The sequence below is a fragment of the Gemmatimonadota bacterium genome (assembly GCA_009838845.1).
In the GTDB taxonomy this organism is placed as follows: domain Bacteria; phylum Latescibacterota; class UBA2968; order UBA2968; family UBA2968; genus VXRD01.
Genome location: VXRD01000061.1, coordinates 1 through 18,082 on the forward strand (window position 1 = coordinate 1; position 18,082 = coordinate 18,082).

At 46.7% G+C, this 18,082-nt stretch carries 25 protein-coding genes and 1 pseudogene; 12 read left to right on the forward strand and 14 right to left on the reverse strand.

The genetic code is table 11. The features are described 5' to 3' along the window. Both F4Y39_08505 and F4Y39_08510 read left to right on the forward strand, forming a co-directional pair. Nucleotides 1-1,300: restriction endonuclease subunit M (locus F4Y39_08505; GenBank protein MYC13753.1), on the forward strand; the 1,300-nt coding region annotated here is incomplete at its 5' end. Further along, the gene (locus tag F4Y39_08510) at nucleotides 1,297-2,223 is read left to right on the forward strand and encodes a CfrBI family restriction endonuclease (protein MYC13754.1); all 927 of its coding nucleotides are present in this window, start codon (nucleotides 1,297-1,299) and stop codon (nucleotides 2,221-2,223) included. The genes F4Y39_08505 and F4Y39_08510, both read left to right, overlap by 4 nt. A gap of 388 nt (nucleotides 2,224-2,611) precedes the next feature. On the opposite strand, the gene F4Y39_08515 is transcribed toward F4Y39_08510, so the two are convergent. After that, complete coding sequence (locus tag F4Y39_08515) at nucleotides 2,612-3,379, reverse strand: HNH endonuclease (protein ID MYC13755.1); 768 nt, start codon at nucleotides 3,377-3,379, stop codon at nucleotides 2,612-2,614. A 39-nt stretch (nucleotides 3,380-3,418) separates the two neighbouring features. On the opposite strand from F4Y39_08515, the gene F4Y39_08520 reads away from it, so the two are divergent. From F4Y39_08520 to F4Y39_08545, 6 genes and pseudogenes are all read left to right on the forward strand, one after another. Continuing rightward, nucleotides 3,419-3,853, forward strand: a complete 435-nt coding sequence (locus F4Y39_08520; GenBank protein MYC13756.1) for a hypothetical protein — start codon at nucleotides 3,419-3,421, stop codon at nucleotides 3,851-3,853. A gap of 98 nt (nucleotides 3,854-3,951) precedes the next feature. After that, a pseudogene (locus tag F4Y39_08525) lies at nucleotides 3,952-4,080 on the forward strand (WG repeat-containing protein). Between the two features lie 98 nt (nucleotides 4,081-4,178). Continuing rightward, nucleotides 4,179-4,358, forward strand: a complete 180-nt coding sequence (locus tag F4Y39_08530; GenBank protein ID MYC13757.1) for a hypothetical protein — start codon at nucleotides 4,179-4,181, stop codon at nucleotides 4,356-4,358. Nucleotides 4,359-4,407: 49 nt separating this feature from the next. Next, a complete protein-coding gene (locus F4Y39_08535) occupies nucleotides 4,408-4,755 on the forward strand; it encodes a hypothetical protein (GenBank protein MYC13758.1) in 348 nt (115 codons plus the stop codon). A gap of 108 nt (nucleotides 4,756-4,863) precedes the next feature. Beyond that, the gene (locus tag F4Y39_08540) at nucleotides 4,864-5,232 is read left to right on the forward strand and encodes a hypothetical protein (protein ID MYC13759.1); all 369 of its coding nucleotides are present in this window, start codon (nucleotides 4,864-4,866) and stop codon (nucleotides 5,230-5,232) included. Between the two features lie 312 nt (nucleotides 5,233-5,544). Then, nucleotides 5,545-5,847: a hypothetical protein gene (locus F4Y39_08545; protein ID MYC13760.1), complete on the forward strand. Its 303-nt coding sequence runs from the start codon at nucleotides 5,545-5,547 to the stop codon at nucleotides 5,845-5,847. 67 nt (nucleotides 5,848-5,914) lie between these two features. On the opposite strand, the gene F4Y39_08550 is transcribed toward F4Y39_08545, so the two are convergent. From F4Y39_08550 to F4Y39_08610, 13 genes are all read right to left on the reverse strand, one after another. Continuing rightward, on the reverse strand, nucleotides 5,915-6,412 hold the full coding sequence (locus F4Y39_08550; protein ID MYC13761.1) for a hypothetical protein: 498 nt from the start codon (nucleotides 6,410-6,412) through the stop codon (nucleotides 5,915-5,917). 25 nt (nucleotides 6,413-6,437) lie between these two features. Then, on the reverse strand, nucleotides 6,438-6,950 hold the full coding sequence (locus F4Y39_08555) for a hypothetical protein (GenBank protein MYC13762.1): 513 nt from the start codon (nucleotides 6,948-6,950) through the stop codon (nucleotides 6,438-6,440). A gap of 27 nt (nucleotides 6,951-6,977) precedes the next feature. Beyond that, entirely contained in the window at nucleotides 6,978-7,424 is a 447-nt protein-coding gene (locus tag F4Y39_08560) for a hypothetical protein (GenBank protein ID MYC13763.1), read from the reverse strand. 296 nt (nucleotides 7,425-7,720) lie between these two features. Next, a complete protein-coding gene (locus tag F4Y39_08565; GenBank protein ID MYC13764.1) occupies nucleotides 7,721-8,047 on the reverse strand; it encodes a DUF1232 domain-containing protein in 327 nt (108 codons plus the stop codon). 206 nt (nucleotides 8,048-8,253) lie between these two features. After that, entirely contained in the window at nucleotides 8,254-8,475 is a 222-nt protein-coding gene (locus F4Y39_08570; GenBank protein ID MYC13765.1) for a hypothetical protein, read from the reverse strand. 53 nt (nucleotides 8,476-8,528) lie between these two features. After that, entirely contained in the window at nucleotides 8,529-8,825 is a 297-nt protein-coding gene (locus F4Y39_08575) for a hypothetical protein (GenBank protein ID MYC13766.1), read from the reverse strand. Between the two features lie 33 nt (nucleotides 8,826-8,858). After that, on the reverse strand, nucleotides 8,859-9,128 hold the full coding sequence (locus tag F4Y39_08580) for a ribbon-helix-helix protein, CopG family (protein MYC13767.1): 270 nt from the start codon (nucleotides 9,126-9,128) through the stop codon (nucleotides 8,859-8,861). Nucleotides 9,129-9,511: 383 nt separating this feature from the next. Beyond that, complete coding sequence (locus F4Y39_08585; protein ID MYC13768.1) at nucleotides 9,512-9,730, reverse strand: hypothetical protein; 219 nt, start codon at nucleotides 9,728-9,730, stop codon at nucleotides 9,512-9,514. 221 nt (nucleotides 9,731-9,951) lie between these two features. Then, a complete protein-coding gene (locus F4Y39_08590) occupies nucleotides 9,952-10,698 on the reverse strand; it encodes a hypothetical protein (GenBank protein MYC13769.1) in 747 nt (248 codons plus the stop codon). 59 nt (nucleotides 10,699-10,757) lie between these two features. After that, on the reverse strand, nucleotides 10,758-10,961 hold the full coding sequence (locus F4Y39_08595) for a hypothetical protein (GenBank protein ID MYC13770.1): 204 nt from the start codon (nucleotides 10,959-10,961) through the stop codon (nucleotides 10,758-10,760). Nucleotides 10,962-10,986: 25 nt separating this feature from the next. Then, on the reverse strand, nucleotides 10,987-11,322 hold the full coding sequence (locus F4Y39_08600) for a hypothetical protein (protein MYC13771.1): 336 nt from the start codon (nucleotides 11,320-11,322) through the stop codon (nucleotides 10,987-10,989). Between the two features lie 258 nt (nucleotides 11,323-11,580). Beyond that, nucleotides 11,581-12,279 carry a DNA repair protein RadC gene (radC, locus tag F4Y39_08605; GenBank protein MYC13772.1) on the reverse strand — a complete coding sequence of 233 codons (699 nt, stop codon included), beginning with the start codon at nucleotides 12,277-12,279 and terminating at the stop codon, nucleotides 11,581-11,583. Nucleotides 12,280-12,315: 36 nt separating this feature from the next. Beyond that, on the reverse strand, nucleotides 12,316-12,768 hold the full coding sequence (locus F4Y39_08610) for a hypothetical protein (GenBank protein ID MYC13773.1): 453 nt from the start codon (nucleotides 12,766-12,768) through the stop codon (nucleotides 12,316-12,318). Nucleotides 12,769-13,058: 290 nt separating this feature from the next. Between F4Y39_08610 and F4Y39_08615 the strand changes: the two genes are divergently transcribed. The 4 genes from F4Y39_08615 (at nucleotide 13,059) to F4Y39_08630 (ending at nucleotide 17,898) form a co-directional block, all read left to right on the forward strand. Then, the gene (locus F4Y39_08615) at nucleotides 13,059-13,259 is read left to right on the forward strand and encodes a hypothetical protein (GenBank protein MYC13774.1); all 201 of its coding nucleotides are present in this window, start codon (nucleotides 13,059-13,061) and stop codon (nucleotides 13,257-13,259) included. A gap of 755 nt (nucleotides 13,260-14,014) precedes the next feature. After that, nucleotides 14,015-15,160, forward strand: a complete 1,146-nt coding sequence (locus tag F4Y39_08620) for a hypothetical protein (GenBank protein ID MYC13775.1) — start codon at nucleotides 14,015-14,017, stop codon at nucleotides 15,158-15,160. Next, nucleotides 15,153-16,226: an AAA family ATPase gene (locus F4Y39_08625; protein MYC13776.1), complete on the forward strand. Its 1,074-nt coding sequence runs from the start codon at nucleotides 15,153-15,155 to the stop codon at nucleotides 16,224-16,226. The genes F4Y39_08620 and F4Y39_08625 overlap by 8 nt, the downstream gene beginning before the upstream one ends. Beyond that, nucleotides 16,189-17,898 carry a hypothetical protein gene (locus F4Y39_08630; protein ID MYC13777.1) on the forward strand — a complete coding sequence of 570 codons (1,710 nt, stop codon included), beginning with the start codon at nucleotides 16,189-16,191 and terminating at the stop codon, nucleotides 17,896-17,898. The genes F4Y39_08625 and F4Y39_08630 overlap by 38 nt, the downstream gene beginning before the upstream one ends. The last annotated feature ends 184 nt before the right edge of the window (nucleotides 17,899-18,082 follow it).

The window sequence follows — 18,082 nt, forward strand, 5'->3', positions numbered from 1 at the left end:
AAGTCTTTTGTTTGTTTTCCAGAATCTCGGATATCAGCCCAATAATTTAGATGATAGCTGGGTAGCACCCCTGCTTTCAAACCGCAGCCAAAAGGTTCGATTCTGGTGTGTAAAAACTTTGGGAAAGACGAAAAGAGAAGAACATATACCTCTCCTAAAGAACGTCGCGTTAAAAGATGAAGCAACAGAAGTTAGACGAGAGGCTGTTTCTTCAATCGGAAGACTGCGGTCTCCTGCAATCGTTTCTGTATTGTCTGAGATTTTAACTGATGATGACCCTAAAATTGTTTTACAAGCGATTCGGGGACTTCTGACCTTCAAGGATGATGCGAGTGTAAGTAAGCAGCTTAAATCTTTTCGCAACCACCCAAATGAAATGATTCAAAAGGTCATAAAGAAGGAATATTATTCGTCTGCAAGTAATACGCTTCCAAAGCAAGCACATAAAGTCTCTTATGATTTCTTGAAAAATGTAATTGTTTTAGGCGATGTGCGGAAGGTATTAGAGGCTGTGCCGGATGAAAGTTTCCATCTTACGTTCACTTCTCCACCTTATTACAACGCAAGAGATTATTCAATTTACAAGAGCTATCAAGAATATTTGGATCTTTTGAAGGAGGTTTTTGAACTTACACACCAAAAGACCAAGGAAGGACGTTTCCTCATTGTTAATACATCGCCGATTATCATTCCCAGAGTTAGCCGTCAACATTCCAGCAAGAGATACCCAATACCCTTTGATGTTCACAACTTTCTGGTCAATATGGGGTGGGAATTTATTGACGATATTGTATGGAAAAAACCGGAAACGAGTGTGAAGAACAGGAATGCGGGATTTTTGCAACATCGCAAGCCATTGGCATATAAGCCCAATGCTGTAACCGAATATTTGATGGTTTATAGGAAAGAAACAGATAGGCTCATAGATTGGAATATGCGCCAGTATGATAAAGAAACCGTAGAAGAGAGCAAAGTGGAAGATGGTTATGAGACATCAAATGTTTGGGAAATAGCCCCAAAGCATGACAAGGTTCATTCGGCAGTTTTTCCTGTTGAGTTGTGCAGGAGGGTTGTTAAATACTATTCATTCAAAGGTGATTTGGTATTTGATCCATTTGCTGGGAGTGGGACCTTTGGCAAAGTAGCAGAGAGTTTGAACAGATTTTTCTTTCTTACAGAGCAAGAACTAGAGTATTTTGACTATATGAAAATAAATTTCGCGGAAGCTGATGTGTTTGAAGACACAAAAATTGCTCCTAATTTTTTGACGCTTGACCAATTTAGAGAGAGGGAAAAATGACACTGACAGAACAAGTAGCAAAAAACATCATCAGAAAACTTCTCAAGGGTGAGGATTATAGAATAGAGATTGTGACCCTTATAAACGCTGAGTTTTTGCAATTTGCGATAGAATTTTTTAAGGAAGTGGTTTTTGCAAAATTCAATGATCAAACAGTAACGGCTGATTGGTATAAAAGAAAATTTCTCGATCATGAACTTCCCACAAAAGATATAGCCATAAACTCTGGATTAAACATGAAAACCATTGATAATATGTATAATTCGGTTGCGAGACAGGTAGTGATAGATGCGTCAAATAATCATTATGATACTTTGTATAAGTCCATTAAGAGTCTTGTCGATTCGGGTGAAGAACTCGAATTGACATTGACGCTAAAATTCCGAGATGTGAGCGTGGATTTGAATGTTAGTGAGACATTGATTGTCATTAACACTCTTGCCGTTAAAAGGGCTGCTTTAAGAGGTGGGTTGTGGAGCACTGCCGGAAAAAGAGTTGAAAAGCCTCTCATGCAAACATTATGCAAGTTATACAGAGTGCCTGAAGAAAATTATACGTCTGATTTGCAGGAGATAGATGGTCAAGAAGGCTTTACTCGTGAGATAGATTTTTACCTAATTAAAGATGGCGAAAATTATAAATGTGAAGTAAAACTGATGGGAAAAGGCAACCCTGAGAGTGCAGATTCGGCTTTCGCAAGGAAGAGCAAGGTCTTTATTGCTGACACGCTCTCTGAAACAAACAAGATGCAATTGGATAGTGAGAAAATAGAGTGGGTCGAATTAAGAGATGTACAAGGCTTTCAAAGATTTAAGACCGTACTGGAAAACCTTGGTATACCGTTTACAGATATTGATATAGGGAACTTGGAAAGGGATGTCGAGAGGATATTTAATGAAATTTTTGTAGCGAGATTGCTTTAATTGTGGCAGAAATATACCTTCCTGGGGGCTTCCCAGATGGCCGGGACAACCCCAACCACCGTCTTCAAAAAGGCTGTGCTTGAATGGCTGAGGAATCCAGACCTTGAAACAATGGTCAGCAGTCTGCACCAATTTATCCAAAAAGATCAAGCATGAGGTTATATCTTGTAAATAATGGCTGTATAGCGGATAATCCATCTGCCCAAAACAGTGAACTGTACGATAGCTTTGAAGCAGAGCAAATGGTTTGGCATTTTATTGGTCGGCGGCTTCCTGTTGGAACGGGTATCGCATCGTCCAATGCATCAACTGCTCGCGTGCAACAGTGCTTTGTTGGTGCCTTTTGTTATCCGGATGGGGTATCTGGCCCTGATGGATTTAGGGTGATTTAATTATCCTGCAAGCATGGATGATTTTGCAAGAAGTTCCTTTCTGTCGCGTCCATACGCAAGTTGAAATACTCTTTCACGGCCACCCACCGTTTTATATACTCGCACTGAAAGGATTCATTCGGTGGCAACCAGTTTGCGGGGTCTCTATCTCCTTTAGACCGATTGGCAGATGCAGAAACAGCGATCAATGAATGTTCATTCGTCAAGTCATTCGCAAATGCTTCTCTTTGTTCTGGAGTCCAGGTATCTGCGCCACTTCGATGGGCTTCAGACAGCGGAATGAAGTGGTCTATGTCCAATCGACTCGGATCGGTAAAAATCTGTCCTGTGTACAGATCCAGCCATTCGCCTGATACGACCCGACATCCTCTATCGTCGAGAACGACGGGTTGCAAACTTTCGGATATTAGAACTTCCTGTCGTGTGTCCTGGCAATCACCATCAGCATCAACCCAATGCTTGTAAAGGTCGCGGTCATAAGGAATGACAGGCGCACCAATCTCGATATAAAACGTATCTACTTTTGAGACGTATATGGTGTCCCGGATGGTAGTAAAAACGGTATCTATTTTTGCTACATAAATGGTATCAGACGGGGCATATATGGTGTCTGTTTTCGTTACATAAATGGTATCAGTACGCGCTGGTGCAGGTGGGCCTTGCTTGCCAAAGTTTTGTACTAAAATTAAGAAGTCTTGAAAATCCACGTCTCCATCTAAATCAAGATCGCCGTCAATAGCTTCTGCAATATTGGCTGTTGCCATAATAAGCAATAGGCAACCAACAATTCTTTTTAACATCCAGTGGCATCCTTTCGTAGAAAAGAAAAAATAATGAAACCTTGCTGTCAAAACTGTCACTTTCTGGCTAAGGATTATGTTGCTGCTAATGGACAAATGCTTTCTTTCTCATGGGATGAAGAAGAACGGAAAAATTTCAAAATCAAAAAGCACTATAGTGCCAAATGTCATAAGGGCGTTTGGGACACAGGAGTTGACCCAACACTTAAAGGCAAACTCCAAGAAGTTTTGTTGGAAGGCCGGAAGAACGACTGTTTCTTTATCGAATATCAGCCAAGCATGTTATTTTCAGCAGCTGATGAACGATTTCGGATTCTCAACGACCACCGTCAATTAAAACGCAGTCATCTGTTCACACAAATCGGTTTGGTAATTGCGGCTTTCGGCTTATTTGCGAATATCGTCATAGAAATACTCAAGTCTTTGGGGATTATGTAAAAAGACCATTGAGCGGTCGGGACTGTCTCTATTACAAAAAAGATGGGTATTACAACGTGCAAAATGTTATACATTTTTCATGCTCTGATTCGGTGAAATCAGAGGGGTTGGCTTATGTGAAAGTCGGTGACAAGATAGGGCATATCGACAAGGCAGGGAAGATTGTTATTAACCCACAGTTTGACGATGTTGGGAATTGTCGTACTCAAGGCGATTTGAACCCTTGACTTTTCGAGGTAGCGCATTATATCTTTTTGATGCTTGTTTGTTACAACTGGCCGGTAAGAGGTGAGACTTACCGGCTTTTTTTAAATTGGGCATTGACATGGTGAAGATTGAACATATCCTTGAAAGGCTGGACAACTGGACAGATTACGATGAGGCGCAAATCCGGCTGCTCCTGGGGGTCAATCAGAAAAAGGCGGGTATATCGAGGTGGGCCGCGAACAAGCTCATAGACGGACTGTATCCGGGCCACACATACCAAATTTTCGCATCCAGATAAAGGCGTATTTGTAGAGTTTGAATTGAGTGAGCGAGAAGGAGGCCACACTTTGAAAACAGAAACCGCCTGCGCGAATTGCGATGCATTGAAAAGGAAGCTGCGTGAAACATCTGATATTTTGATGAGGGAACGCGCAGGTCGTTTTGCATCAAAGGCGGCGGGGGATTTTGGCGATACAGCTTTGCGAGCAGAGGAACTATATCGGGATGGGGAACCAAAAGACGAACTTTCGGCGCGGATCCGCCTGTTACCTTTGCGGGCAAAAATGATTGAGATTGAGGAACGCACCGAGAACATCAAAGCACAAAGGGGATTGATAAACGCCAGGACAGACCAGGCCGTTCTCAATCAACATCTGACGCGCCAGAAGATCAGGAAAATGGAATTGGAGAATTGAGCAATGATCGAGCTTTACAGAACGGAGCTACCTTTTTACAGAACTTTTTGGACTTGACCCCATTTTTTTAAATCGCGGTATCAGCATAAACAAGAGAGGACGAATGATATGTTATTGAATAAAGCAGACATGAAACACTGTGCCCTTATGGTGGTTGTCAATAATGAACTGTACAAGCCTGGTAAAGAGACGCCCTATGACGCGGCACGTTTCGCTTGGCCGGTTAATCTGCGTAGAGCCGAGAAAGTAGAAATCGTGCTGGTGAGCTATCATCGAAGCATCATTGAGGTCTTCTTTGTTGATGAGTGGTTGCCTGCCACTAAAGAACACTTTCCTGAATTCACAAATGAAATAGAGTCAAACAGATTTGGATTTGTAGGCCGTCTGGCAGATGAAGAAATCAGAAAGTATTACACTGGCAGACGGACTGGAGATGATGTGAGGTGTCACGGAAGCGGCTTCAGGTATTTGCCATAAAGAAAAGGATATGGGGCGTCAAGATGTTGTGGTTTTGATGCTCGATCAGGCAGCCTTAATTTTACCAGTAATCTAATTTACCTGGGGCATTAGCGACCGGGCTGGTCGGGGAATCCATATTTAATTTTGGGGCGTTTCGATCCACTTTTTGTCGCCTGGGATATGATTGGGCACAAATCGCTGTGTTTCAAGGCGTTGTCTGAAATTCTGTCCCCATGGGGCATTTGAAGTGAACGTTTTTGTCGCCAGGGAAATAAAAAAGGCCGCTGATCATTTGCAGATCGGGAGCCTTTACAAAAGGAGATAAAAAAATTGAATGCCGAGACTAAAAAACAGTTCAAGCGGGTAAGGCGGACGGTATGGGATGCAGTAGAGGAATTGACGCAAGGACGAAAGGATTTTGAATTTTCGCCCAAAGATGTTGAATTGCATATCGCAGAAAAAGAGCCGATGTTCAAGCTGTCCAACGTGTCGGCTCAACTCATCGCGGATTGCGTCAATCATCCATCACGCCACCACCATATTGGGAATCAGGACTTATACTGGTGGGAGGGACGGGGCAGGTATCGGCTATATGACCGTGAAAAAGATTCAACCCTTGCCCCAGGCGATTAGTTCAGCTGCCTGGCCGAGCCTCCCACGACAAAGCCCGTCAATCTCTCGCAGATCGGCGGGCTTTGTCTCAACGGGCTTTTTTCTGCTTTTCGGCATGCCGAATCATCTCGTTCATGCTGTTTAGGCTGTGAACTGTGACAACACCTGCTGCAAGTGGCAGAGAAGCAAAGTCATGCATGGCCAAGGCGATCTTCTTTTGTTTGGAATCTGACATTCGGGCAAATTTGCGATTGGAGCGAAGAGATTGGAAAAAGTTCTGGACGGCGGCTTTAAATTTTGGTTGGTCCTCTGGTAAAACTTTTCCATTCCCCCTTTTGGCCATATCTATCATCCGAGCGGTCATAAACCAGAATTTTATTCTCACATCGAAGTCGTAGAAAAGATTCTGCACGTCATCAGGATAAGGGAATTTCCAGAGATTAGAATTCGAAGCGAACCGATATGCCGCAGATAATTCTTTGGGCAAATCGTGTCCCAAACCGCCTTTGGGTGGCCAAGGTTCGCGAGCATCAGTAACGTGTGTTGTCACCAATACAAAAAGGATGACAGTGAAATATCGTGTCATAATAAGCCTCTTTTTGGATGAAATTTTATTGCCAGCCAAGGATTTTAGCATCGGACAAACTGAACGCAGAATATTCTGTTCCACGGAAAATGCTCTTGCCTGAAACAATCAATTCTTTGGCCGTGCCTCTATCCAGCGCCTGGTAGTATCCGAGCAGAGCCATGTGTGTTTCAGTATGATTTTCTTTGGGAAAATAACAGAAATACGTAACCTGTGAACTCGATCTTATGGAAGGGTGCTTGCCTACGATTTCGATGTAATCAGAGACTGAGCCTCCTCTGATTGTTCCAGTCGCAACTATTGGATGCGAATACATTAAATTTGCATTCTCCCGAAGGTATTCATTGTTATTGTAGAGATTTGTAATTACTACAATAAAAAAGATCAATATCAAGACGATTCCCGACCATGTGAACATGACTACATTCATAGAGAGAGTAATAGTTCGAGGTTTTAAAATCTTATCAATTGTGGTTTTAGCCCAAGCTTTAGCCCGTGGAATGATGTTTCTTGTCGAAAATTCAATGTGAATCTTCATGTCATCTCCTTTTTAATTTTGAATAAATTATCGCCATTTGATAATTTTGCAATACGTCAGCCAAAGTTCGCTCGCGGGTGTTCCAGGAGAAGGTGCGGGCGACATGAGTCCAGTAAATATTATTTTGGTTACTTTTCCCGAAGCCAATGCCTGGTCGAATTGGGTTTCTGCGGAATTGGTATCATGAAACAATCTAAAACACTTGTACGTCACAGGTATGCTTTTTCTGCCGTCTTCAAAGACAGGGCCTTCTAATAGGACATAGGGGCTGCCTGTATCTGAGGTGTCTGTTTTTACAAAACGCCCTTCAGCTAAAATCTTGTAAGACACCACATCCATCCATTGGTCAAACAGCCTATCATGTGTCTCCTCAAGATCTGAGATGAGCAAGATGAAGTATGTGGGGACCAGAATCACGAGTGACACCACAACCATGATTCTCTGTATGGTGATTTTGACTCTGATTGTTTTCATGACGATCTCCTCCTATAAAATGAGACCGCCGCACCCGCCACAGAACAAGTGTAAGTGATTGATTTCTTAACACTTGACAGCAAGTGAGCAATTATTTATCATTCGTTCTGCGAATTTACAAATCTTTACATTTGGTGGATACGGCGGCCAAAATGTATTCGTTGGTCGATGCATTTTTTACTTCGTATTCGCCATCTGCTGGGGGTCCCAATTTAGCGCGAATTTTTTGGGTACGATGTCATAGACTTCAATGTATAAAATCATTTTTTATGCGTCAATGCATTTTTCCTGGTCAATCAATCAAACCATTCGTCTAATTTCTCACTCGCCCGTTTCTTTACTTCGGGTGTGATGTGGGCAATAACGGCTGATAATGTACCGGCCAGGATGCCCAGATCATCCGTGAGTCCTGCGGGCAAGAAATCCGGTATTGCATCGAGCGGGGCAATGAGATAAGCCAATGCGCCATATATCAAAACCCTCATCCATCGGGGTGTCTCGGCTGATTCGGCGGTGTAATAAAGCTGTAAGGCTTTCTCGACCACCTCTTGTCCGGCTTTCTTTGCGGTCGTGTTAATTTTCTCCCAGAAACCTGCTTCCGTGTATTTCTGATCGTCTTTCATTTTGCAACGGTCTCCGTATTTGCCGCACAGGACAAGCCTGGCGGGCGTGATTGGATGTGCCGGAATAATTCGGCCAAATGAGTGGAATGAGTGGGGAGATTTTTTGGACTTTTGGGAGCGTCACAGTGGGGTCTGTGACGGGATCAGGATTTTACAAGTTGTCCTTCGAGGGTGTGCCGTCCACTCAAAGAACACCTTTGGACTTCTCAAGGCAATCCTATGCTGTCAGAAAATTCAAGTTCCGTGTTGTCTGCGCGGATCAATTCGCCGCTCAAATACTGCTCCAAAATTCGGCTGATCACAATATTCCGAGTGCCCCACGAGTTCGAGGCCGCCCGGTCAAGACGAACAACAATGCCGCGCGGGATCTTTGCCGCAATAATGACCAGTTCCCTTTTGGGTGGTGGTCGGCCATTGGATTTGCTCACGATGCTTTCCTTTCTGTGGGTTGTAGATTGAGGCGGCTTCTTTCTAACCTTCTTTAAGCCGCTGAAAGCAACAGTCTGGCGGGGTATCTGTCGCCTTTGCGTACCCAGCCAGGTTCTATGTGCGGCTCTGATCCCATCGAAATACGGGATCCGTCCACAAAGCAGATTGAGTCAATCTTATTGACACTTTCGATCTCCAGCTTTTCGTTTGCCACAATAGCGTCAATATCGCCCTGGTGTTTTTGCCACAAGCGCAAGGCGATGGTATCGGCAATATCTGATTTATACATCTCGAAGTCTTGCTCTTGCAAGTCCTCAATTCTGCCTTTCATCCGCTTGATTGATTCCATTGAGATCTCCTTTGAATGTGTTCTCGAGTACGACTATTCGGACGGAATATGTGGCACTTCGCGCCTGACCATTGGGGCGTCAAAGTCGATGGAATTTGAGTAGTCCAAAAGTGTATCGTCGGCTCTGATCAATTCACCGGAAAAGTATTGTTCAAGCACGCGGCGAATGACCATATTGCGACTGTCCCAGGAATTGCCAGCGGCTTTGTCCAAGGTGTGTAACAGCTTTGCGGGCAATTTGATTGAGATTTGTTTCAGGTTGCTGGTTCTGGGGCGTCCAACGGGACGTTTAGAATTTTCCATTTGTCCCCGATCCTTTCTATTCGGGTTTAGGAATCACCCATAATGCGGATGATTGGGGCGTCAAAAACAATGCTGGCCGAATAGTCCAAAAGCGTCAAATCTTTCCGACGCAATTCTCCATTGAAATACTGTTCCAGGACGCGGCGAATAATCATGTTCCGGGTGTCCTGGTTTTTCTCAGCAGCCAGATCGAGTTGTGCTTGAAGACGGCGGGGGATTTTGATTGAGAATGTTACCAGGTCGCTTGTTCGCGGTCAGCCAACGGGCCGTTTATGAATAAATAAACCTCTTTTGTCGAAAACCACCTGACAGATTTTAGGCGTGTAGGTCTTTTGGTAGCGAGCATTTAAGGGCTTATCCAATTTAAGTACTTCGGCATGTTCTCAGTCTAACGCTTCCCTGCGGGTTAGACCGGACGCGATACATACGCATTCCCATTTGACACCAGCGCGAATAAGTATCCCCACCTTGTTTTGTGTCTGCTGATGCTTTTTCAGGCGGTTTTGAATCCCGACTCCTGTAATGCCTATATATTCACTCCCATCTTCAAAGGTGATTCGATAGACAAAATAATTGGCTTGTTCTGATAATGGCGTACTCATGTGTGCCTCCCTTCAGATGTTACGCACAATAGGCTTTTCACTTGCCATAAATGAGTTTGGCAACTGCGTTTTGTTGTGTTGATGTGTTTGCTACGCGGCTCAAGGTCTCGATGTAAAGAAACGTGCGAAACAGCATTATTTAAGCTGTCTGAGAGCGATTAACAAGTGTCCCTCCCCCCAGGCACTTTTCAAATAATCGCTCTCAGACGCCTTTAGGTTTATCAATCTTTGTCAAATGCCCGGCTTATCAGGTCGCTCGCTTCCTTTTTGGTGATACGAACCCCACCATCAGGCGGCGGCGTGTTCAATTTCTTTTTAATCTCATCCTTCAGGTCGGGATCCGTCTTTGAGGATTTTGAGATGTTCTGAAGGGCAACAATCTGTTTCGATGTCGCAGGTGAGGGATCATTGCCAATATCATATCGCTCTGGGCCTTGTTCACGCGGGGGTGGGTTTGGGTCGTTAAGCCAATCGTGCCCGGGATCCTCAAACGGATCTCCGTTGTAATGCCTATTACTGGACGCCTGGCGGCTGGCGTTGTCGTCGTCTCCATCGTAGAGATGCAAACCAATCCCGAACATACTGCAACACTTTTTCAAAGCATCGACACAGGCGGTTTTCATTGCGTCTCCCAGGGGGAAACCTCTATTGATGTTGCCGTGCCCGTAGTTTTCGCGCGTCACAATTCTGCCATCCTCAAGCGTGATCGACAAAGAGCCTTTGACGCCCACAGTGGTATCGGTAAGCCCTGCAACTTCTGTGTGGAAGCTCCAGGAGAAGGGAAAGAGCCGATCAAGGCGGCGCGTGTAATCAGGGTGTCCCACATAGGACAAGTCTTTGCCGCCGGTTCCTGCGTCATTGCGGATTTTTTTGGCTTCCTGGGGAAAAGGCACATAGCACTCGCCAACGATAGCCTCAACATCGACCTCTGGGAGCAGGTTGGCGGTTTCTGCTGTGATTGCTTCCATTGGTTTGATTCCTTTCAATGGTTGGGGGTTATGGGCGACCACTGGGGCCGCCCAGGTGGTTAATCGTCGAAGTCCTGGACAACGATTCGATCCTCACCCAACGCCTCGATGATTGTGCCAAACTGTTCTTTGGCGGCCTTGGGAGATGGATAGCGCACGATCTCGGTATTGCGGCCATTGCCTTCAAAGACAATATCGCGGCCTGTCAGTGAGATGTCGCGGGATTCGAGGGCAAGTAATCGGCGGCCATTTTGTAGCCACATGGGTCAATTCCTTTCGGGTAGTGGGCTAACATTCACCATCGGTGTCCGCATCGGCAAAGCTGTTGGAAGTCAAAAACTCATAGGCTTTGTTGAGGACAAGGACAGCCTTCGGTATATCGTTCACCTTTAGGCTATTGGTGGTCTGCCAATTCCCATCTTTGTCCAAATAACTGCGTTGAAACGAGACGGTGCGGACAGTGAACTTTTCCTCTCCACGCTCAAACTCCTGTTCGAAGATTGAGGCCGAGCAAAGGCCGTGACGAAAAGTGATTTCAGGGGTCGGCATGTGTTTCTCCTTTGTGATAGTGGACTGTTTGATTGCTTGTGCAATCTCTGGTGGTGCATCTTCATATTTTGGCATTGAGCGATCCTTTCAAGTGGTCAGGCCGCAAAATCCGTATCCCACGAAAAGCAGTATTCCTCTGGCGACTCGGTGAACTTCTGGCAGAGCTTTTCCAATTTATCGACAAATTCCTCTGGCTTGACTGTGATTAGGCCGAAGAATTTGAGACGCACAACAAACTTTTCTGGCATGTGGTTGGTGGTTTCTTCTGGCATTGGGTTTTCCTTGTGTGTAGCGGGCGACCACCAAGGCCGCCCAGGTGATTGATTTTGGCGATCAAAAAACATTCGCCTCTTTCATGCTCAAAAACCGATCCGATCCGACGATCAGATGATCGAGCACCTCAATCCCCATAATCTCGCCAGCCTGCACAATACGGCGCGTGAGTTCAATATCTTCGCGGCTCGGACAGGTATCTCCTGAGGGATGATTATGAATGCAGATGAGACTACAAGCACTTGTAGCCAGAGCAGGGGCGAACAGTTCGCGCATGTGGACGATTGAGGCGTTCAAAGACCCCACGCTGATTGTTTCGGTCTTAATGGGAACATTTCTTGCGTTGAGAAAGATGGCGACAAAGTGTTCTTTCTTGGCGTCCCTGATGTGGCGAACCTCTGGCAACACGTCAGCGGGGGACGTGATAGGCTTATCTATCCCCATCCCTCTGTCCAGGACACGGCGGGAAAATTCCAGGACGGCTTGCAAGGTGATCTGTTGGGCGGGCGTTAAGTCGTTGCCTTTAAGTCTGCGGTCGATAATCTGTCCTGGGGGATGTTCAAGATCGAAGTCCGCCAATTTTTCGAGCGGGTTTTTCCGAAGGAATGACCGCAGTTTTGGCAACACATCCAGACCATTGCGTTGGGGTATGCGGAGAACGAGGGCCAGCAATTCCTCATCTGGCAGACTTTCAGCCCCATTGCGCTGAAGCCGATAGACGGGTTGCTCACATTCAAAGACGCCATTTATTTTGTACATTTACGTTTTCCTCTATGGTGATTGGTTGGAGGTCAATTATCCGAAAATCGCCTTTGATGCAGCAGCAGCGGCATCGTTTTTGTCGGTGTAGTCCACTCCATTGATCCGATAGATTTTCTGCTCATCTTCGGCTTTGCGAGCTGGTGCAGGAACTGACGCACTTTCAGACGGCTTTCCATTGGGGGAATTTCCACCATTGGGCGGGTGATCCTGGCTGTACCGCCGGGGGGGATATTCACCACCGCCATTTTCCTTGTTGGCGTGATACTCGGCCTTGCGGTCGGCAGAATCCTTTTTCGAGTCATCACGGGCTTTGAGGCGCTTCAGGGCTTTATCAATGACGCGGCTGGTGGCTTCCTCTGTGGCCTGTGGCGAGCAAAGCCAAACCGATGTCCTGTGCGCTTCTTCAGCGGTGAACGTGCTTGACAGCATCAACTTTTGCAGAAAGGCGCGTTGTTTGTCTGTCGCCATTGGTGTTGCAATTTCCATCGCTTTCTCCTTTCTTGAGGGAACACCTGTCAAGGTGTGCAGTACTGTTTTGCCCTGGTGAGTGTGTCGGCACTCGCCGGGGCTTTTTCTTTTTTGTTGGGAGTTGTGTTTTCCGGCCTAATAGGAGTTGCCGCACGTTCCGGGCCCATTTCTTCGCGATCTTATATTTTTCTTAAATATCAATATAAACAAGGCTTTAATTTTATTTTTCAAATATACTTGCGGTATTGTACATGTGAATGTATTATTAAGGCTTTCACGTATTTTTCACCTTACAAGAGAGGTCCAAAATGGCATATAGACGCGAGGCGGTGTATCCCTGCAAATTTCTTGTTGGCTTTACACAAGAACAGCGCGAGGCTTTGGAAGTGATAGCCGAGCGAGATAAGAGGCCCATTGCTGGCGTTGTGCGGGCCTGCGTTGATGAGTACTTACAAAGGGTAGAAGGCAGGCGGTGTGGTCGGCGATCAGACAGGCGGGCAAAAAGGTGATTCCGGGATTCCATTTTCGGGATTCTCGGATTCTGGTTTCTCTTTCGAGAGACCATTTTTCTTCACTGTTTTTATACCCGTTTTTTTGGCAAATCGCATAAAGGAGACGCCTTAACCTTGGCGGTGCGATTTTTCATTCTAACTTGGGGGGACGCGGACAGAAAAGGCGAATAATTCGGTATCGACCAGGCCGAGATTTTGCGGAGATTGGTGGACAGGTATTTGGAATCCCTTTTGGATCGGGATAGTGCAGAGTAAAAAACGAAGCCCCCGGCCAGTTCAGTGACCGAGGGCTTCAAAACTGCATAAAAAGGATAAGCACAAGTTAAGTTTTTTTTGCAAAAAGCAAAACACTTTTTTTCGGCGGCCTTTCCAGACAGGCCGACCGAAAAACACGACAATTTTTCACAGGAGGTTTGACGTATGGTTCTATAATCGGGAATCCGAACATTTGACCTGCCTGGAGACTGGGACGCAAGTTGTTAGATCGGCGAGTGAGTTGTGGTGGCGTGGGAATGTGATCGACCGGCCAGTTGAACAAGACGGGGTGATTATTGCCAAATGTGATTCGCGGTGGCACTTCCAGACAATAGCCGAGGCGTTACTGGCAAAGGGCGAGTTGGTGGGCTATGTTGGAGAAGTCAAGTATCCCGTACCTGGGGAATAAAAAATACATCGCCAGGGTCACAAGGAACACCTGGCGATGGGTAAGCATGAGGTTTGAACAAGATAGGTAATTTTTCGAGGATTGACAAATGAGCAGTGAAAAAATGATAAATGAGCAGTGGGCAGCGATCTCCAAAGATGTTGCGGTGATGCTTTGGGGACAACCCAATCAAAGACTATCCAGAGGCGACAAGTTGCGCTGGGGTACTCGGGGATCCAAAAGTCTGGATGCGAGGAAAGGCTTGTGGAAAGATTTTGAAACCGACCAGGGCGGCGGTGTTCTCGATCTTGTGGAAACCGAACGACAAACTGACCGGGCCGGGGCGATCCAGTGGTTGAAAGACAACGGCTTTATAGGGAATCGAAAATCCATCAGGCGTTTTGTGGGGAGCACTTCACCACAACCTGCCAGGTGGTCGGATCGAGCAAAGAGGCCGCCAAAGTCAGAAAAGCAAACCGAGCCGAGCGGTGAGACGGACAAGGCGCAAAGGCTTTGGACTGAATCTGAACCAATACTGGATTTTGTTTTTGAACATCCGGCTTGGCGTTGGGTAACAGTGGGCGATAAAACAGGTATCGTTGAGCCTGGAGCGACAATGCCGGGGTGTATTCGTTGGCACAAGCAACAAGGGTTGATTGTCGCCGGTCGCAATACGTTTGATGCCTGGATTAAAGGCGAGTTTGAGCCGTTTTCTGTTTCAGTGGTTGCTATTGACCGACAAGGCAAAAAGCGGTGGGTGTTTCACAATGGGCCAGGTGGCGACAAGCGAACCTTTGGATCCGGTGCTGATGGTGTTTTTATCGGCGATCCGCAAAGCCCAAAGGTCGGTATTTGTGAAGGTGTGGCCGATGCGTTGGCGGTTTACAACGTGTTTGGAGTTGATGCGGTTTGGGCGACTAATTCGGCCATTGTAAGCGTACAGAATGTGCTTGGGGGCTGTGAGTGGTTGGCTGGTCGCGAAGTTGTGCTTTATACGGATGCAGATGAGGGAGGACAAGAGGCCGGTGATAAAGTGAAAAGCGAGATTTTGCGGCGGTCGCCAAAGGTCTGGCCGCAGGTGGTTTGTGAGTATCCATTTGGAGCAAAAGACGCGGCAGAATGTGCGGCGTATCAAAGCACCTGGGCTTATGAAGTGGACGAAAAAAGCGGGATGTTGATGGATAGCGGTTTGCCTGTGGAAAAGGCCGACCGTTTGGCATTACAACACGTAATCAGGAGATACCAAAATGATTGAGGAAGTGAAATTCAAAGAACACGATTTGAATGATCCGGGTTTGTTTTTGGGCACATTACGCCAGCTTGCACAAGCTGGAGATTATGAGGAAGGGCTGCGATTGATCCGAAAGAGACGCACCAAAGAGCAGAAATACATCGAGGTCGTGAACAAGAGCCAGTTACTTGAACATCTCGACCAGGTTGACCTTGACAACATCGACCTGGACGGGCTTGAAGCAAAGTTTGAAATTGAAAAAACGTATCACAGGCCAGCTCCAACCTTGCAGGATTTCCTAGCAAACACAAGCCCGGATATTCCGTATTTCGTCAAAGATTTGATTATGGAAAAGGCCAGGTGTTATCTGGTCTCCGACCCTAAACACGGCAAGAGCTTGTGGACTATGTACTTGGCTTTGTGTGCGGCTTCTGGCAAGCCGTTCTTTGGCCGAGCAGTAAAGCCTTGTCCGGTGGTGATGGTTGATCATGAGAATGCTTCACCGCTGAATAACTGGCGTATGCGAGCAGTAGCGCGGGGTCTGGGGTTGTCCGAGTCTTTGCCCGATCTGCCACTTATGCCAATGTTTCACGAGGGTATCAACCTGGTGTTGGATGATCCCAGTATTGAGCGGCTCAAGCGGTATATCGCAGACTTTAAGCCTGGCCTGATTACAGTTGATTCGTTGATTCGATGTACTCGGGGCCTGGAGGAAAACACCTCGGGTGATATGAGCGAAGTGGCCGAGGTGATAGCTGAATTGAAGCGCGACACCGGCCAGGACTTCGTTTTTCTATTTCTGCACCACACAAACAGAGATAAAGACAAGACAGGACAGGACAGAGTGCGCGGATCGGGTGATATTATGGCAATGGTGGACCACGGGTTTCTGCTGGAAAAAGTAAAACAAAAAAATGGTACAGAAACCTTTGGTCTTTCCGAACCATCGCCCAGGCACGGGCAGGGCGCAGAACTTTCTTATCGGATGGCTGTGACCGAGGCCGCAAATGGTGATATGGTGAATTTTATCGAACTAACGGAGGGCTTGAGCAATGACAAATCAGAACTCGACACAAGCGGAGTCGTTTGATCCACAAGCGGCAATCGACCAACACCGGCGCGATCTTTTGGAGGCGTTGGAAAAACCCACACCAAAAGAGCAGACAAGCGTGGCAGTCAAGGCGATTGCTTCAATCCTGTATATCAAAAAACACAAAAGCCCACCACCGGACAATGCGATCCCGACCGCAAAGCAAATTGACCGCCGGTGGGACGACCTGGGCGCAATAGAACAGGCCAAACTGACGGGCCAGGCCATTGCCGCCTTTGCACCAAAAAGACCGATTGAAGGCGAATACACGGCGGCACTTGCCGAGCTTGTGGCATTCTCGGAGGGCTTTGCGCGGATGATCGACAACAACCATGAACCTATCGAGGCGCACCTTGCCGAAGCAATTCCCAGCGGGATGGCAAATCAGAGATTCAAGTTTCAAAACTGGACTGATAGCCTGGTGGTAGAACTGCACCAGCGTTGGCTTTTTTGGCGCGAATATCCACACATAGAACCGACCGGGAACCCGTTTGTGGATGGGATCAATCGGGCACAGGAACCACCCCAACGGCATTTTTTATCACCTGTCATTGAGGCGTGGCAAAACAGGCCGCGATCAATCGAGACGGCCAGCGTGGATCATGTCAACAATTTGACGCCTATACCCTACTCAGTTTCAGAGGTGAACCGCCACCAGTGGGAAGTGATAGGAAGTGTGGACGTGGTACTTGTCGATGGTCAGCCGCTGGCAAGCAAAATGCCGAGCTTTGGGGGGGGCGGTAATCGTGTAGCACTCAAACCAAAAGGCACACACGGGCAAATCGAATTACCATTTTTTCAGCCACGCAATCCCGAAGATAAACCAATCGTGCTTGTCGCTTTTGAAGACTTTGGGGGCGACCTGCGAAAAAGCATCGCCTCTGATACGGCTTTTTTTCTGTGGCTGATTTTTGCCAGTAATCACAATCTAAGATTGACCGACCGGCAAGGGGCGCAACTTTTGGCACGGGACAAAGATGGCAATTTCAGGCGGGTAACGCAGACAGACCTCAGACGCTTCCAGGATGTGTATTTTGCTTTGCGGTCTTTGGGGCGATGGATTTATGATCCCGATGTTAAAATCGACAAATACTTTGAGATCGTAAAGGCCGACCGGGAAAGCCGGTCTGTGGTAAATTTGAGACAGCCGGCTTGGTTCCAACGTGAAAGTGGCTTATGGACGTTATCGGCTGGCTTTGGCGGTGCTGGCACCAAACGTCTGTCTATGCGAGCAAATGACGGCGGTATCTGGCGGTATATCGCAGGTATTGAGTATTGGCTTGCACGAGATAGTTGGGGCAAAAAAGGCCCCAACAAAGGTATTGCAAATGCCCTTTTGCCAGCACAAGGCAAAACAGGCGCAGGGCAATGGGTCGAGCTTGACTGGGTGTTTTCGTTGTGGCTGAGAGGAGATCGGTGGGACGTAACAAACACAAGAGAACACAACAAAGCTAAGCGGCGAATGTCGCGGTTGCGAGAATATCTTAAAGAGGCTGGCTATGTTACCGATTTAGGAAAACGTGAAGCAGAGGCGGGCGACACGATAGAATTTAACTTTGACAGGAGGGGCAAGGTGCTGGTAAGGGCAACCGCTCGGTTTGTGGAAGGTGCGAGAAAAGCACAAAAACAGAATTGGGAAACAATAGGTCTAATGGACTATTTGACCCCGTGAAATAATTGTTCACTTCGATTGAAATAATTGTTCACTTCGATTGAAATAATTGTTCACTTCGAGCATGGTCGGTTTTTGGCGTATTGTATTGAAAGAGTAGCGGTTACGCAAAACGACCGCCTGCGCCCTAAGAGATTCTAAGAGATTCTATTACAAAGCACAATTTTCGCTCTTTGCAGTCGCA